At 37.1% G+C, this 16,187-nt stretch carries 16 protein-coding genes; 8 read left to right on the forward strand and 8 right to left on the reverse strand.

Annotated elements, in window-relative coordinates; genetic code table 11:
* Complete coding sequence (locus PXG98_RS01740) at positions 1-747, forward strand: uroporphyrinogen-III synthase (protein ID WP_276388677.1); 747 nt, start codon at positions 1-3, stop codon at positions 745-747.
* A gap of 27 nt (positions 748-774) precedes the next feature.
* On the opposite strand, the gene pckA is transcribed toward PXG98_RS01740, so the two are convergent.
* On the reverse strand, positions 775-2,394 hold the full coding sequence (pckA, locus tag PXG98_RS01745) for a phosphoenolpyruvate carboxykinase (ATP) (RefSeq protein WP_276388678.1): 1,620 nt from the start codon (positions 2,392-2,394) through the stop codon (positions 775-777).
* A 52-nt stretch (positions 2,395-2,446) separates the two neighbouring features.
* The gene (locus tag PXG98_RS01750) at positions 2,447-2,839 is read right to left on the reverse strand and encodes a DUF423 domain-containing protein (RefSeq protein ID WP_276388679.1); all 393 of its coding nucleotides are present in this window, start codon (positions 2,837-2,839) and stop codon (positions 2,447-2,449) included.
* Between the two features lie 80 nt (positions 2,840-2,919).
* Here PXG98_RS01750 and PXG98_RS01755 point away from each other — a divergent pair, with 80 nt between their 5' ends.
* Both PXG98_RS01755 and PXG98_RS01760 read left to right on the forward strand, forming a co-directional pair.
* Complete coding sequence (locus PXG98_RS01755) at positions 2,920-4,293, forward strand: saccharopine dehydrogenase family protein (protein WP_276388680.1); 1,374 nt, start codon at positions 2,920-2,922, stop codon at positions 4,291-4,293.
* Between the two features lie 43 nt (positions 4,294-4,336).
* A complete protein-coding gene (locus PXG98_RS01760; RefSeq protein WP_276388681.1) occupies positions 4,337-4,807 on the forward strand; it encodes an Lrp/AsnC ligand binding domain-containing protein in 471 nt (156 codons plus the stop codon).
* Positions 4,808-4,832: 25 nt separating this feature from the next.
* Here PXG98_RS01760 and PXG98_RS01765 read toward each other — a convergent pair whose 3' ends face one another.
* The 3 genes from PXG98_RS01765 to leuS all read right to left on the reverse strand — a co-directional run bounded on the left by PXG98_RS01765 (position 4,833) and on the right by leuS (position 9,660).
* The gene (locus PXG98_RS01765; protein ID WP_276388682.1) at positions 4,833-5,528 is read right to left on the reverse strand and encodes a zinc metallopeptidase; all 696 of its coding nucleotides are present in this window, start codon (positions 5,526-5,528) and stop codon (positions 4,833-4,835) included.
* Positions 5,529-5,614: 86 nt separating this feature from the next.
* A complete protein-coding gene (gene ald, locus PXG98_RS01770; protein WP_276388683.1) occupies positions 5,615-6,703 on the reverse strand; it encodes an alanine dehydrogenase in 1,089 nt (362 codons plus the stop codon).
* Between the two features lie 122 nt (positions 6,704-6,825).
* Positions 6,826-9,660 (reverse strand): leucine--tRNA ligase, encoded by a 2,835-nt coding sequence (gene leuS, locus PXG98_RS01775; protein WP_276388684.1) that lies wholly within the window; start codon positions 9,658-9,660, stop codon positions 6,826-6,828.
* A gap of 80 nt (positions 9,661-9,740) precedes the next feature.
* Here leuS and PXG98_RS01780 point away from each other — a divergent pair, with 80 nt between their 5' ends.
* The 5 genes from PXG98_RS01780 to PXG98_RS01800 all read left to right on the forward strand — a co-directional run bounded on the left by PXG98_RS01780 (position 9,741) and on the right by PXG98_RS01800 (position 13,201).
* Positions 9,741-10,619: a cell division protein FtsX gene (locus PXG98_RS01780; protein ID WP_276388685.1), complete on the forward strand. Its 879-nt coding sequence runs from the start codon at positions 9,741-9,743 to the stop codon at positions 10,617-10,619.
* Between the two features lie 8 nt (positions 10,620-10,627).
* A complete protein-coding gene (locus PXG98_RS01785; protein ID WP_276388686.1) occupies positions 10,628-10,900 on the forward strand; it encodes a DUF3098 domain-containing protein in 273 nt (90 codons plus the stop codon).
* Positions 10,901-11,695 carry an undecaprenyl-diphosphate phosphatase gene (locus tag PXG98_RS01790; RefSeq protein ID WP_276388687.1) on the forward strand — a complete coding sequence of 265 codons (795 nt, stop codon included), beginning with the start codon at positions 10,901-10,903 and terminating at the stop codon, positions 11,693-11,695.
* 24 nt (positions 11,696-11,719) lie between these two features.
* Positions 11,720-12,412 carry a tRNA pseudouridine(55) synthase TruB gene (gene truB, locus PXG98_RS01795; RefSeq protein ID WP_276388688.1) on the forward strand — a complete coding sequence of 231 codons (693 nt, stop codon included), beginning with the start codon at positions 11,720-11,722 and terminating at the stop codon, positions 12,410-12,412.
* Between the two features lie 84 nt (positions 12,413-12,496).
* Positions 12,497-13,201 (forward strand): hypothetical protein, encoded by a 705-nt coding sequence (locus PXG98_RS01800; protein ID WP_338150218.1) that lies wholly within the window; start codon positions 12,497-12,499, stop codon positions 13,199-13,201.
* On the opposite strand, the gene PXG98_RS01805 is transcribed toward PXG98_RS01800, so the two are convergent.
* From PXG98_RS01805 to PXG98_RS01815, 3 genes are all read right to left on the reverse strand, one after another.
* Positions 13,184-13,810 carry a thioredoxin family protein gene (locus PXG98_RS01805; protein ID WP_276388690.1) on the reverse strand — a complete coding sequence of 209 codons (627 nt, stop codon included), beginning with the start codon at positions 13,808-13,810 and terminating at the stop codon, positions 13,184-13,186. The two genes, PXG98_RS01800 and PXG98_RS01805, sit on opposite strands and share 18 nt — an antisense overlap.
* A gap of 73 nt (positions 13,811-13,883) precedes the next feature.
* Positions 13,884-14,759, reverse strand: a complete 876-nt coding sequence (locus PXG98_RS01810) for a YitT family protein (RefSeq protein ID WP_276388691.1) — start codon at positions 14,757-14,759, stop codon at positions 13,884-13,886.
* A 23-nt stretch (positions 14,760-14,782) separates the two neighbouring features.
* Positions 14,783-16,186 (reverse strand): TolC family protein, encoded by a 1,404-nt coding sequence (locus tag PXG98_RS01815; protein WP_276388692.1) that lies wholly within the window; start codon positions 16,184-16,186, stop codon positions 14,783-14,785.
* Position 16,187: the final 1 nt, after the last annotated feature.

Here is a 16,187-nt window from a genome sequence, read left to right on the forward strand (position 1 = left end):
ATGAAGATAAAGACGATTTTGGTGTCTCAGCCAGAACCAAAAATGGAAAATTCCCCTTACCTCAAACTCATTGAGAAAGAAAAGGTAAAGGTAGATTTTAGACCGTTTATACACGTGGAAGGCGTTGATGCTAAGAATGTTAGACAACAAAAAATTGATCTCAATAACTATACGGCCATTATTCTGACCAGTAGAAATTCCGTGGATCATTTTTTCAGAATTGCCGAAGAAATGCGTTTTAAAGTCCCAGATGCGATGAAATATTTCTGTCAATCAGAGGCTGTGGCATTTTATCTGCAAAAATATGTCGTATATCGAAAAAGGAAAATCTATGTTGGGAAAAGAAATTTTCCTGAGTTAGTTCCGTTAATAAAGAAGTATAAGGAAGAGTCATTTCTACTTCCTTCTTCTGATGCTTTAAAGCCAAGTGTCCCAGAAATATTAAATAGTTTAAATATAGATTGGACGAGGGGCATATTTTACAAAACAGTAATTAGCGATCTTTCCGATTTAAGAAATGTCTATTATGACGTCCTAGTATTTTTTAGTCCGTCAGGAATAGAATCCCTTCTTAAAAACTTTCCTGATTTTGAGCAAAACAATACCAGAATTGCCGTATTTGGAAACTCTACCGTGCTGGCCGCAAATGATGCCGGTTTAAGAATAGATATTGAAGCTCCAACACCGGAGACACCTTCAATGACCATGGCATTACAAAAATATATAACCAGCGTAAATAAGAAATAATCACTTTTTAGCGCTTTTTATTAATTTCTAGTATCCGTAGCGTTGAGGTCCGCCTCTTCTAATTTCCTCATTCGCATAAGATTCAAACTTTTTAAAGTTTTCACGAAAAGCGTTAGACAACTTAAAAGCTGCATCGTAGTAGGCTTTATCATTATTCCAAGTAGCTCTTGGACTAAGGACACTCGTAGGTACTCCAGGGCAACTCCTTGGTTGTGCTACGCCAAATACCGAATGTATGTGATAAGTATCATAGGAATATAGACCTAATGAACCAGAAAGTGCTGCATCTATCATCGCTCTGGTATATCGCAGTTCCATTCTTTTCCCAACACCATAAGATCCACCGGTCCATCCGGTATTAACCAACCAAACATTTACTTTAGAGGTAGTCATTTTCTCACTTAATTGTTCGGCATAAACTGTTGGGTGGAGTGGCATAAAAGGGGCTCCAAAACAGGCAGAAAACGATGGAATTGGTTCCTTCACTCCTGCTTCTGTTCCAGCCACTTTAGCGGTATACCCAGAAATAAAATGATAGGCCGCCTGGCTAGGGGTTAGTTTGGAAATTGGGGGTAAAACGCCAAAAGCATCGGCGGTCAAGAAAAAGATATTCTTAGGATTATCCCCAATGGACGGTTCTTTTATATTAGTAATAAAGTTAATAGGGTAGCTTACCCTAGTATTTTGAGTAATGCTGGTATCATCAAAATCAACCTCCCCGTTTGACTTTAGGACTACATTTTCCAAAATTGCACCAGGTCTTATTGCATTGAAAATCTCCGGTTCTTTTTCCTGATTCAAATGTATTACCTTGGCATAACATCCCCCTTCAAAATTAAATACCTTGTCGTCCTTTGTCCACCCATGTTCATCGTCCCCTATCAGCTTCCTTTTTATATCTGTAGATAAAGTCGTTTTTCCAGTTCCGGAAAGACCGAAAAACAAGGCTGTATCTCCTTTTTCCCCAACATTGGAAGAACAGTGCATTGGTAAAGTTTCATGGTATACTGCTAAAAGGAAATTTAATGCAGAAAAGATCCCTTTCTTAATTTCCCCGGTATAACCAGTTCCACCAATTAACGCAATCTTTTTTGTAAAATTTAAAATAGCAAAATTGTGTTGTCTGGTACCATCTTCTTCTGGCGACGCATGGAATCCAGGGGCATTGATTACCTTCCACTCCGGGCTAAACGCCTCCAATTCGGCTTCCTTTGGCCTTAAAAACATATTATAGGCAAACATATTAGACCAGGGGTACTCATTTATTACTCTAATTTTTAAACGATACTCTTCGTCTGCACAGGCGTAACAATCTCTAACAAACAAGTCTTTCCCTTTTAAATAGGCAATTACCTTAGCGTACAAGGCATCAAAGTCTTTAGGCGCAAATGGAATGTTAATATCTCCCCACCAAACTTTGTCTTCGGTTATCGCATCTTTAACTATAAAGCGGTCTTTAGGCGATCTTCCAGTAAATTCTCCAGTCTTCACGGCTAAGGTGCCATTTGTGGTTTCCACTCCCATTCCTCTCTCAATAGTAACTATCTGGAGTTCTTCCGGAGCTAATTGGTAATAAGTCTTGTTGTTTTCCAAACCGTAAGCCTTTAAATCGAGTGAAATATTATCTATGATTTTCTGATTTATCATCGTAGTCGTATATATTCTGTGAATTAGTAAATGTCAAAAATTTAATTTTATGTTAGTTCTTCTTCAATTGAGAATAGCCATAGACCCCTAACAATAACCAAGCAGTTATCATAAGGACTCCTCCAATGGGTGTAATTATTCCAAAAATTGATATGTCAAGACCATGCAATTCTTTTATGGCTAAAAAGTAAAGAGATCCTGAAAAAAACACTAATCCAGTAATCATAAGCCAGTAAACTTTCGTTAATGACCTTGCGTCTATTTTTTTTACCATGGATAGACAAAGAAAAAAAAAGGCATGATACATCTGATATGTGTTCGCTGTTTTAAAAGTATCCAAAGACTGATCATTTAAGAGGTCTTTAAGTGAATGAGCCCCGAATGCTCCAATCATAACAGCGGTACCTCCCAGCACAATTCCTGTTAAGAAAATTGTTTTGTTCATAACTTAAACAGTCATATTTAATGTAAATGTAACAATTTGATACCTTAGCCACCATAAATTGGTTTAATTAAATAATTCGAATGCGGAGAAATATATTGGTCATTGGAGCAGGGAAATCTACTTCCTACCTACAGGACTACCTGCTTAACAAAGCTTCTGAAGAAAATCTAGAAGTAACTATTGGAGATTTAAAGCCTGATTCTATTCCAAGCAAAACAAAAAATCATCCGGCATGCAAAGTAATTACTTTAGATATCAATAATGATTCACAGCGAGAAGTAGCAATTCAAAATGCTCATATCGTAATATCTATGCTCCCTGCCAGGTTTCATTCTAAAGTGGCGCATGACTGTCTTCGATACAACAAAAATCTCGTCACAGCTTCTTATATAAGTAGCGAGATGAGATCTCTAGACAAAGAGGTTCGTGAAAAAGGGCTTATTTTCATGAATGAAATTGGTCTAGACCCGGGGATAGACCATATGAGTGCGATGCAGATAATCAATAACATTAGGAGTCAGGGTGGTAAAATGTTGTTGTTCGAGTCCTTTACTGGAGGTTTAGTAGCCCCTGAATCTGACAATAATCTCTGGAATTATAAATTTACCTGGAATCCCAGAAATGTTGTCTTAGCCGGACAAGGTGGCGCCGCTAAATTTATTCAGGAAGGTTCGTATAAATATATTCCCTATCAGAAGTTGTTTAGAAGGACGGAGTTTATGGATATAGATGGTTATGGCGTATTCGAGGCTTATGCCAATAGAGATTCTCTAAATTATAAAGAAGCATATGGTTTAAACGATGCGTTAACTCTATACAGAGGCACGATGAGGAGGGTTGGTTTTTCGAAAGCATGGAATATGTTTGTGCAATTGGGGATGACGGATGACAGTTATACTATCGAAAATTCAGAAAATATGTCATATAGAGAGTATATCAATTTGTTTTTGCCATACTCTCCAACAGATTCTGTAGAATTGAAACTTCGACATTATTTAAAGATTGATCAGGATGATATAATGTGGGGTAAATTATTAGAATTAAATCTATTTGATTCAACAAAAACAATTCCTCTAAAAAGCGCAACTCCGGCCCAAATGTTACAGTATATTTTAGAAGACAGCTGGACTATGGCCGCTGATGATAAGGATATGATTGTTATGTATCACAAACTGGGATACGAAGTTAACGGGGTTCAAAAACAAATAGACTCAAACATGGTGGTCATTGGTGAAAACCAAAATTATACAGCCATGGCCAAAACCGTTGGGTTACCTGTAGCCATTGCAACCTTGCTAATTCTCAATAAGAAAATAACCACGGCTGGTGTGCAAATACCAATTGCGGAGGAGGTCTATAAGCCAATTTTAAGGGAACTGGCAAATAATGGTATCATCTTTAAAGAATATGAAGTACCCTATCTTGGTTATAATCCCGATTCGGTAGCTGGCTAAAGGGCTATTATTGGTATCTTTAGCTTTAATCTTAATTAATACCATGAAATCTTCCAAACAAAATGTGAAAATTGACGGAATCGATAAAAAGATTTTACGCTATTTGATTCAAGATGCCAGAAGACCAATTCTAGAGATAGCAAGAAACATAGGTATTTCTGGAGCCGCAATTCACCAGCGATTGAGAAAATTAGAAAAATCTGGCTTGCTTGTTGGTTCTAATTTTGTGATAAACCCAAAGGTCTTGGGGTATACTACTATGGCATATATAGGGATCTTTTTGGATAAAGCCATGAGTAACCCGTCTGCTGTTAAGCAATTAGAAAAAATTCCAGAAATTTTGGAATGTCATTATACCACCGGTAATTGGTCTATTCTGATAAAGGTTCTTTGCAAGGATAACGAACACCTTATGTTTTTGTTGAATAAAAAAATACAACAAATAGAAGGGGTATCCAGAACAGAAACATTTATCTCTTTAGAACAACAAATAAACAGACAAATATCAATTTAAAGACCTTAAAGAGTAGCAAAGGTGCTTAGTCTCTGCCTCCAAATACTTGCAAGCCCCAGTAAACAAGAGTAGCCAAAGAACCAATAGCTGCAACTAAATAAGTTCTCGCAGCCCATTTTAAAGAGTCTTCTGAACCTGCATATTCTTCTTGGGTAACTATGCTTTTTGCCTTGAGCCATTTTAATGCCCTGTTACTAGCATCATACTCTACAGGAAGTGTAATAAAACTAAATAAGGTAGCAAAACCCATCATTACCAGACCTGCAATTGCTACATAATATCCAAAGCCAACCCCCGCGGCGGCACCTAACATTAGCCCTCCAAATACGATCCAGGTAGACATGCCTGAAGTAATACTAACTACCGGAACTAATTTAGACCTCAGACTTAACCATTCATAAGCTTGCGCATGTTGTACAGCGTGCCCACACTCATGTGCCGCTACTGCAGCAGAAGCTGCATTTCTCTGACTATATACTCCTTCACTAAGGTTTACCGTTTTATTTTTAGGATTATAGTGGTCGGTTAGCATTCCTGCAGTGGAGACAACCTTTACATCACGAATTCCATGATCGGCCAACATCTTTTCTGCAATCTCTGCTCCACTCATCCCATTACTCAAATGAACTTTGGAATAGTACTTAAACTTACTTTTTAACTTATTGCTTACAAACCAGCTAACCAAAGCAATCGCTCCAATTAGAACATAATACGTCATCATAATATTTATACTTTTACTAACAATATAGCAAAAATTCGGCCAACTTTTTCTGACGATATATAACTGACAAAAAAGTGTTTTTTTGGCTATAAGGTCTTAAAAGCTTCCCGTATTTCTTTATAAACCACCTTCCCCTTAACAATATTAAGTCCTTTATTAAGGGAATCATCTATTTCACAAGCCTTTTCCCACCCCAGGTTTGCGAGTTTTAGAATATATGGCAGGGTTACATTGGTCAGGGCCATTGTAGAAGTATGTGGCACCGCTCCCGGCATATTGGTTACACAATAGTGAACCACGTCATTTATTATAAAAATAGGATCTTCATGTGTAGTAGGTCTTGTGGTTTCTATACAACCTCCCTGATCTACTGCTACGTCTACTATAACCGTCCCAGAACGCATATCCTTCAACATATCTCTGCTTATGAGCTTTGGGGCCTTCGAGCCTTTAAGTAAAACCCCCCCGATTATTAAATCGTGTGATTTGATATGTCTGCGAATATTATACTCGTTAGAATATTCCGTGACAACATGACTTGGCAATACGTCATTAATATGACGAAGGCGTTTCATATTAATATCCAATATGGTGACATGCGCGCCTAAACCAGCTGCCATTTTTGCAGCCTGCGTCCCTACCACGCCTGCTCCCAAAACCAAAACCCTACCAGGAGCAACTCCGGGAACACCTCCTAATAATACTCCCCGACCTTTTACTGGTTTCTCTAAAAATTTTGCTCCTTGTTGTATTGCCATTCTACCTGCAACTTCGGACATTGGGGTTAAAAGGGGTAAGGTTCCGTCTGCATCTTCCACCGTTTCGTATGCAATACAGACAGCCTTACTGGCTAGCATTGCTTGGGTTAGTTCTTCACTTGAAGCAAAATGAAAATAAGTAAAGATTAGCTGGTCTTTTTGAACATAGTTGTATTCTTCTCTAATTGGTTCCTTGACCTTTACAATCATCTCGGACATGGCATAGACCTGACCAATTGTATCCAAAATGACAGCACCGACAATCTTATAATCATTATCAGAAAACCCACTGCCTTCTCCGGCTCCAGTTTGTATATAGACGGTATGACCAAATTTTGTTAGTTCAAAGACTCCCGCGGGAGTCATCCCAACCCTACTTTCATTATTCTTTATTTCTTTTGGAACTCCGATAATCATTTGTTGAAACTTTAGCAATTAAAGCCAAAATTGTCACTAAAATTAGAGCCGACAAAAAAATCAGACTAAAAATTAAAAATCAATAAGAAATAAAATGATAAATAGCAGCTTTCTATGTTTTATTACCCTACTATGTTTACAATTTTACCAGGAACAACAATGACTCTTTTTGGAACTCGACCTTGTAACTGATCTATGGTTTTTTGATGCTTCATTACAGCGTCCTCAATTTGCTCTTTATTCATACTTAAGGGTAACTCAATAACAAAGCGCATTTTACCATTAAAGGATACTGGGTACTGTTTATTGTCCTCTACTAAATGTGAGGCTATAAATTCTGGAAAAGAGGCATATGCTATAGATTCTTGATGTCCCAATTTATTCCATAATTCCTCGGCCAAATGAGGAGCATAGGGAGAAATTAAGATGCTCAGAGGCTCCAGAATACTTCTATGACATATTTTCAGAGAAGAGAGTTCATTTACACAGATCATAAAAGTTGAAACTGAGGTGTTAAAAGAAAAATGTTCAATGTCTTCTTCTATTTTCTTAATGGTCTTATGCAAAGTTTTTAGAGCTTCCTTAGGGGGTTCATCATCAGAGACATAAAACTGCCCATCCGAGCCAGAATGAAATAGTCTCCATAATTTTTTCAAAAAAGAATATACTCCAGAGATACCAGCTGTATTCCAAGGTTTGGCTTGCTCTATAGGGCCTAAGAACATTTCATATAGTCTTAGGGCATCTGCACCATATTCTTCACAAATTTCGTCTGGGTTGACCACATTATATTTTGATTTAGACATTTTTTCGACTTCTCTGCCAACGATATATTTCCCATTTTCTAATTCTATTTCAGCTTTAGCAAATTCAGGTCTCCAATTTCTAAATGCTTCTACGTTAAGCTCGTCAGAAGAATTTACAAAAGACACATCCACATGAATTGGAATAACCTCCTTATCCTTTACTAGCCCTTTAGACAAAAATTTATTTGTATTAACTTCCCGGTAAACGAAGGCACTTGTACCTAGAATCATTCCTTGATTTATAAGCTTTACAGCGTATTCTTTGTGCGGAACAATGCCCAGATCAAACAAAAACTTCTGCCAGAAACGCGAATACAATAAATGCCCTGTTGCATGTTCAACACCTCCAATATATAGGTCTACTTGCTGCCAGTACGCAATGGCTTCCTTTGAAAAAATAGCATCATTATTCTTAGGATCCATATATCGATTAAAATACTGCGAACTCCCCGCCCATCCCGGCATGGTATTTAGTTCTAATGGGAAGATAGTCTCTTCATCAATGAGCTTATTGTCCACAACCGTTTCTGTACTTGTATTCCAAGCCCAAACTGTTGCATTCCCTAAAGGAGGCTCCCCTGTTTCTGTAGGCAAATACTTCTCCACTTCCGGTAATTCAATAGGAAGACAATCTTCGGGAACCATATTTGGCATTCCATTTACATAGTAAACCGGAAAAGGTTCTCCCCAGTATCGCTGTCTGCTAAAAACTGCGTCTCTAAGTCGATAATTTACTTTTCCTTTTCCCTGCTCGATGGCCTCTAATTCCTCAATTACTTTTTTAGTTGCCTGCTTAAAGGCTAATCCATCTAAGAAAGAAGAATTTACTAAGGTAGTTTTGCCCTTTTCTGCATAGGCTTCTTCAGAAATATCTACTTCGTTGAAAATATTGGGGATAGGAATATCAAAGTTCTTTGCAAACTCAAAATCTCTTTGATCACCACATGGCACAGACATAACTGCCCCAGTTCCATAACCTGCAAGCACATAATCTCCAATCCAGATAGGAATACATTCCTTGGTAAAAGGATGAATGGCATATGCTCCGGTAAAAACCCCACTAATTCTTTTTACATCAGACATTCTATCCCGTTCGGATCTTTTGGCGCTGACGGCAATATACTCTCTAACCTCTTCTTCCCGATCGGCAGTGGTTAGTTGAAGAACCAAATCGTGTTCTGGAGCCAAAGTCATAAAGCTCACACCAAATATCGTATCTGGGCGAGTAGTAAATACGTTAATGGGCAAAGATTGTGTTTGTTTCGCAGTTGGTTTTGTATAAAAGGTGACTGATGCTCCCACAGATCTTCCTATCCAATTAGTCTGTGCGTCTTTTAAGGATTGGGGCCAATCTACTAAAGATAAATCATCGAGCAATCGCTGCGCAAAAGCAGTAATTCGCATGCTCCATTGAGTCATTTTTTTTCGAACCACCGGAAAACCTCCACGCTCGGAAACCCCATTTATTATTTCATCATTAGCTAAAACTGTTCCTAGCTTGGGACACCAATTAACCTCTGTGTCTGCCAGATAAGTTAAACGATATTTGAGTAATAATTGCTGCTGTTGCTGCGAACTCATTTCCTTCCAGGTTTTGGCAGATATAATTGGTGTATTCTCGTCGGAACAGGCATTTACCATACTGTTTCCTTCTTCTTTAAAGACATCTATCAACTCTTGTATAGGTCTAGCAGAATCTTTGTCTTTATCATACCAAGAGTTAAAAAGTTGAATAAAAATCCATTGGGTCCATTTATAGTACTGTGGGTTTGAAGTTCTTACTTCTCTGTCCCAATCAAAGGAAAATCCCAGTTTGTCTAATTGCTCTCTATATCTTTTAATGTTGGTTTCCGTAGTAATGGCAGGATGCTGTCCTGTCTGAATTGCATATTGTTCAGCAGGCAGACCAAAAGAATCATAACCCATAGGATGTAATACATTAAAGCCCTTGTGCCTTTTATATCTGGCGTAAATGTCACTGGCTATATAACCCAGAGGGTGACCAACATGTAAACCTGCACCAGAGGGATAAGGAAACATATCTAGGACATAAAACTTAGATTTTTCTGAACCGGTAACAGCTTTAAAAGTGCCTTTTTCTGCCCAATACGCATGCCATTTTGATTCAATTTCCTTAAAATTGTAATTCATTGTTTTTGTTTAAAATCCATGTGGCGCAAAAATAAGTTTATTCAATTTACTTTCCTATTTTTACGCATCCTTATACCGATATGAGCAAGTCTTTTGAAAGATATCAGAAAAGAAAACTAATTACCTCCTATTTCTCAGTGGTACTTAGTATTAGCTTGGTTCTTTTTTTGTTAGGTGTTTTAGGCATGTTAGTCTTAAACACCAAAAAATTAGCCGATCATTTTAAAGAGCAAATAAGAATATCAGTGTTTTTAAAAGACAACGCCAAGCAAGTAGAGGTAGATCAGTTACAAAATAGTCTGTTACTTTCAGACTATACTAAGTCTGCTGAGTATGTATCTAAAGATGAGGCAGCACAAATTCACAGCGAAGAAATTGGGGAAAACTTTTTAGACTTTTTAGGATATAACCCTCTAAAAAATTCTATAGACATTTCTCTAAAGGCCGATTTTGTTTCTTCGGAAAAGGTAGAAGAAATAGCGTTGGAATTGCAAAGCAGAGATTATGTTGAAGAAGTAAGTTATGATAAACCACTTATTTCCCTTCTCACTAAAAATGTTAAACGTATTTCGTTTTGGATTTTGACTGCCAGTGCCATTTTCACTCTTATTGCTGTTCTATTAATTAACAGTTCTATTCGTCTGTCTATCTACTCTAAGCGATTTATCATTAAAACCATGCAAATGGTAGGAGCTACAAAAAGGTTTATTCGCGGGCCTTTTATTTGGACTAATATTAAGCTAGGAATTCTAGGTGCTTTTTTTGCGCTAATTGCTCTGGGGGTGTTTTTATACTATCTAAATCTTAATTTCCCTGAATTAAATATTTTCCAAGACCAAGTGGTTTTAGCCATTATTTTCGCTGGTGTTTTAGCCTTAGGCGTTCTAATTTCATTTATTAGCACCTATTTTGCAACACAGAGATTCCTGAATCTTAGAACAGACGATTTATATTATTAAATTTGCATATGAGTTTAAAACAAAAAAATAAAAATTCTAAGCAATCACAAGCCGAATTTATTTTTCAAAAAAAGAATTACCTCTTTATGTTTATTGGCCTTGGCTTAATAGCTCTCGGCTTTATTTTAATGAGCGGAGGAGGAAGTGATGACCCTAATGTTTTTAATCCAGACATTTATAACTTTCGAAGAATTCGCCTGGCACCTACCTTAGTACTAATTGGTTTGGCGGTTGAAGTTTATGCCATCTTGTTAAACCCACATAAGAAAGAGAACAGTTAATTGGAAATAATTGACGCCATTATATTGGGAATTATACAAGGGCTCACTGAATTCCTGCCGGTTTCATCCAGCGGTCATTTGGAATTGGGAAAGGCCATCTTAGGTGACCAGTCTATTCCTGAAGAGAGTTTGTTGTTTACCGTGGTTTTACACTTTGCTACCGCCCTAAGTACAATAGTGGTATTTCGAAAAGATGTCAAAGAAATTTTGGTTGGCCTTTTTCAGTTTAAATGGAATGAACAGACGAAATTTAGTTTAAAGATTGTTATATCGATGATTCCCGCGGCATTGGTTGGTCTGATATTCGAAAAAGAACTGGAAAGTTTCTTTGGTGGAAATGTAGCCTTCGTTGGCTATATGCTATTAATTACTGCCCTCTTACTTTATTTAGCAGACAAGGCCAAAGAAACACAAAAAAGTGTGAGTTATTTAAATGCCTTTGTTATAGGTGTTTCTCAGGCCATTGCCATTTTACCCGGTATTTCCCGGAGCGGCGCAACGATTTCTACATCAGTACTTCTAGGAGTAGACAAAACTAAGGCAGCCAGGTTTTCCTTTTTAATGGTTGTTCCTTTGATTATTGGAAAGATGGCTAAAGATATATTAGGAGGAGAAATACATTTCCAATCAGATCAGTCTATTGCCATGGGAGCCGGTTTTCTTTCTGCCTTTTTTGCAGGTTTAGTGGCATGTACCTGGATGATTCAGCTGGTAAAAAAGAGTAAATTAAGCTATTTCGCTATCTATTGTTTTATCGTTGGTTGCATTGCTATCGGATTTGGCCTGTGGGCATAGATATTACGTACTAAATAATTTAAAATGGCTCCATACAGCCAAGAAGAAATCTTAAACGGCCAATTACTTTTAATTGATAAGCCTTTACAATGGACTTCCTTTCAGGCAGTAAACTCAATTAAATGGGCCATTCGCAAAAAGTTTGATTTAAAAAAAGTTAAAATTGGCCACGCCGGAACCCTTGATCCACTAGCCTCTGGGTTATTATTGGTATGTGTTGGGAAATACACTAAGAGAATAAGTGAGTTTCAAGGGCTCCCCAAGGAATATACCGGTACAATTACCCTAGGTGGCACAACACCATCCTATGACCTGGAAACTGAAGTAAACGAAGTCTTCAGAACCGATCATATAACCCAAGACTTAATAATCAAGACCACGGAACATTTTATTGGCGTTATCACACAAAAACCTCCCATCTATTCTGCATTAAAAAAAGATGGAAAACGCCTGTATGAATATGCCAGAAAAGGAGAGACAGCCGACATTTCATTAAGGAAGGTCCAAATATTTGAATTTGAAATCATTAAGGTTGAACTTCCTAATATTGATTTTCGAATTCGCTGCAGCAAGGGAACTTATATTAGAACAATAGCACATGATTTTGGAATTGCCCTAGAGTCTGGCGCACATTTGTCGGCCCTAAGAAGAACCAAAATAGGTGATTATAACGTAAATAAAGCCATGGCACCTAGTGTGTTTAATGAACTTTTATAAAAATCAACTTATGGTCTAAGTTAGTTTTTTATAATATTTAGCAAAATTCAAGGTTATAAGCATATGCAACTAAATAGAAGTCAATTGTCTTTTATAATAACTTTCTTCTCCCTGTCTATTGTGGTGCTCCTATTGTATAGTATACAGTTAGGTTCTGAAGAGAAAGAAGAATATGTTATTGAAATGAGTTTGGCGGACGAAGATCTTCAAAAGATTTTAGAAGAGTTAGATAAGCAAGAGGAGTTGGCAAATGCAGACCCAATTAAGAGTCATATGGCCTTCAATGAAACAGCCAAGTCTCAATTAGAAGAGCCTGAGCCATTAAAAACCTTAGAAGAGCTTTTAGAAGAAAAAGAACAGTCACTTAGTGAGGAAGACTTTCAGGAGTACTTAAACTCTGAATCCGGATATGCAGCCAGTTTAAAAGAGTTAGCACAGAAAAGGGAAGAAAAGAAACAGCTTCTGGAAGAAATAGAATCTAACAAAAAAGAGTTTACAAATCACTTGGAAAAACGTAAAACTTCTATCTCTTTTTCTTTAATAAACCGACGCAACTACCAGTTGCCCCCTCCAATATATACTTGTATTGAAGGAGGTAAAGTGGTTATAAACATCCAGGTAAATAGTTCGGGAAATGTGGTTAATGCAGATTTCAATGCAAAAAGTTCAAATACATCCAATGGATGCCTTGTAGAAAATGCAATTACGTATGCCTACAAAGCCAAATTTAGCTCAGACATAAAAAGCAATCAAAAAGGAACTATAACCTATTTATTTCAAGGAAAGTAGATTTTCAAGATCACACCAAATATTCTGTCCTTTATCCTTATTATACCATAGCTGTAATTCTTCCTTAAATTCCGCAGTTAAACTTCCGTTAGATAATTTGAATGTACGCGCCATTTCTGTAGCCTTGCTAGGTCGTGGACCCCAAGTACCTAAAACATCCATATTCGACGGATTAAGCATTATTAGCTTTGGGATAGAGTGAGCCCCGTCGGTATGGAAATATTTCATGAGTCTTTCGTTTTCGTCTCTTAGAACAATTTTTAAACTAATATTATCATTATTCTCAGCAAGTTTGTTCATAATAGGTAGACTGGGCGCCGCGTCTCCACACCAACTTTCCGTAATTACCAAAAATAGAACAGAGTGCTCTGCGTTAAAAAGGGCCTTATCTGCATCTACTGGAGTTTTAAAGGTCTTATCCCAACGCTTCATTCTCCTGCTATTTAAACGTGTATATTCTACCAAGCTGGGTTTTTGTTCCGGGCCAGTTGTTTTTCCTTGGGTTGCTAAATTGTGCACCAGACTACTATAATCACCATAGTTATAAGAATTCTTCAAGGCATCGGATATAATAGCTTTTTGAATAGTTTCTTCTTTGATATTTTTCATAAATCTTATGTCGGAAAAGAATAGATAAACATACAACTGCACTAAAAATTGAAAATATAAGAAGGTATATTCGCTATATAGTCCTTTTTTTAATCATTCCACCTCTGGTATCATTAATACTATTCATCACTACAAAGGCATTCGAATCTATTTTTGCTAATTCATTATTTAGCTTACTAATTTCCAGACGGGTAATAACCGTATAAATAACTTCGTATTTATTATGCTTTCCTAGATTTGAATAGCCGCCACGCGCATCGTAAATTGTAAGACCCCTCCCGAGCTTCTCTGTTATCATAACCCTGATATCTTCACTCTTTTCTGAAATAATGGTTACCCCTGTATACTCTTCTATTCCGTCTACCACAAAATCGAGTGTTTTAGAAGCCGCCAGATAGGTGAGCATAGAGTATAAGGCTGCCTCAATAGAGAGCATATAAGCCGCAGCCAAAAAGATTAGAATATTAATAATAATAATAACATCCCCTATTTTGGATCCGATTCTTTTACTAAGAAAAATTGCAAGCACCTCGGTACCATCTAAGACGCCGCCACCTCTAATGGAAAGACCAATACCCGCACCTAAGAAGAACCCTCCAAATACAGCAACTAAAAGTTTATCCTGAGTGATTTCAGGAAATTCTATCAGTGCCAAGGTAAGAGCGAGTGCCAAGATTGCGAGGGTAGCTTTGATTGTAAAAACTCTGCCAATAACTCTATATCCCAAAATTAAAAACGGAATATTAACCAGTATTATCAGAGCGTATAATGGCAGGTTAGATGTTTCGGTTATTAGGAGGGAAATTCCTGTTACTCCCCCATCAATAAACCTATTTGGCAGCAAGAAACTCTCTAGCCCGAATGCAGCTGAAAAAACACCTATGATTAAAAAGAATAGGTCTCTAAACCAAAACTTTAAATATACTTTACCTGTTTCTTCATCTTTCATTATACCAGACTATTGTATTATTGCTATAGATTTTCAGGATTAATAGCGAGGCTTCGGAATAGTTTTGCCTTAGCTGCTAAGAATTTATTCTGTACTTCATTTTGTTTCAATTCACTATCAATTAATTTACTTTCTCTACTAATTATTAAGAATAAAGAACTTTCCCCAAAATCAAATTTTCTCTCCTCTGCAGCTAGGAGGGTATTATAGTCGCTAACTATATCTTTAATTAAAGAGTTTTGCACCTGATAGGAGTCTAATGCCGAGTATATTGCCAGAACCTTATTCCTGATTTCAATTTGTGCATTGTCCAATTCAAATTGGGTATCGTTTAGTTTAAACTTTGCGAGTTTTAGGTCTCCGCGTTCCTTTCGCAAAAAGAGTGGAAATCGAAAGTTTATTCCCCCTTTATACTGGTTAGTTTCATACGAATTGATGAATTCCGGGGTCTCGGTTAGAAAATTATATTCTAAATCAATCCTCGGGAGCAATTTATTGGCTTTTAGTTTTTTATCGACTTCTAATCCCGCCAGTTTAAAACCAAGGGATTTTATTTTAGGATGATTCTCTAAAGAAAAACTGTCCAGTGGTTTGCCCATTATTTCTAAAGTAATATCTACTTCTTTGTTAATCCTAATATTAGGAATAACATTGGGCTGAAGCTCTACAGGGATATTATCTTCCATCCATAAAAAACTAGAAAGCTCCAACGCCTTGTTAGTTAAGTCTACCTTAGCTTGTTCGTAACTCAATTGCCTATCTTGGAAAGCAATTTTTGCTTCCACAACATCAATGGAAGCTATATCTCCAGCTTCGGCACTTCGTCTGATTCCTTCCAACCTATTATTTGCATTGTCTACAAAACTCTCATATACTTTCTTGTTTCGATAGGCCTGTAACCAATCGAAATAGGCCACAGAAGCATTAAAAAGGATTTCATTCACCAGCAAGTCTCTGTCCGCGATAGTCTGCTCTTTAAAGTATTTTGCTCGTTTTAAAGTCGCCATTCTCTCATTAATCCAAATTCCTTGTAAGACCGAAACAGAAACACCTGCACTAAATAAGCCGTCTTCTGGTAAAAACTGATCCGGATTTAGAAATTCTCCTTCATTCTGTTCAAAACTACCTTTCAGTTCAATTCCATACCAGGTAGGTATTTTAAAGGTGGCATTTAGGCGATCGTAATATTCAATCCCTTTAAATTGCTTCCTGTCGTAGTCTACTTCAATCTTAGGATCGAACCCCCCTCTTGATCGCATGAGATTTGCTTGTCCTATGCCAATTTGCAACTCCGCCTGCCGGGCAATGGGATGGTACTTTTTTACATATCCCAAAAACTCATTAAAACTTAAAACCAAGGTATCATTTACCTGAGCACTCAAGGAAATAGCACAAAAAAGAATAAGTAAGAAGCAGGATCTTTTCATA

Source organism: Eudoraea chungangensis (assembly GCF_029360665.1).
GTDB classification, from domain to species: domain Bacteria; phylum Bacteroidota; class Bacteroidia; order Flavobacteriales; family Flavobacteriaceae; genus Eudoraea; species Eudoraea chungangensis.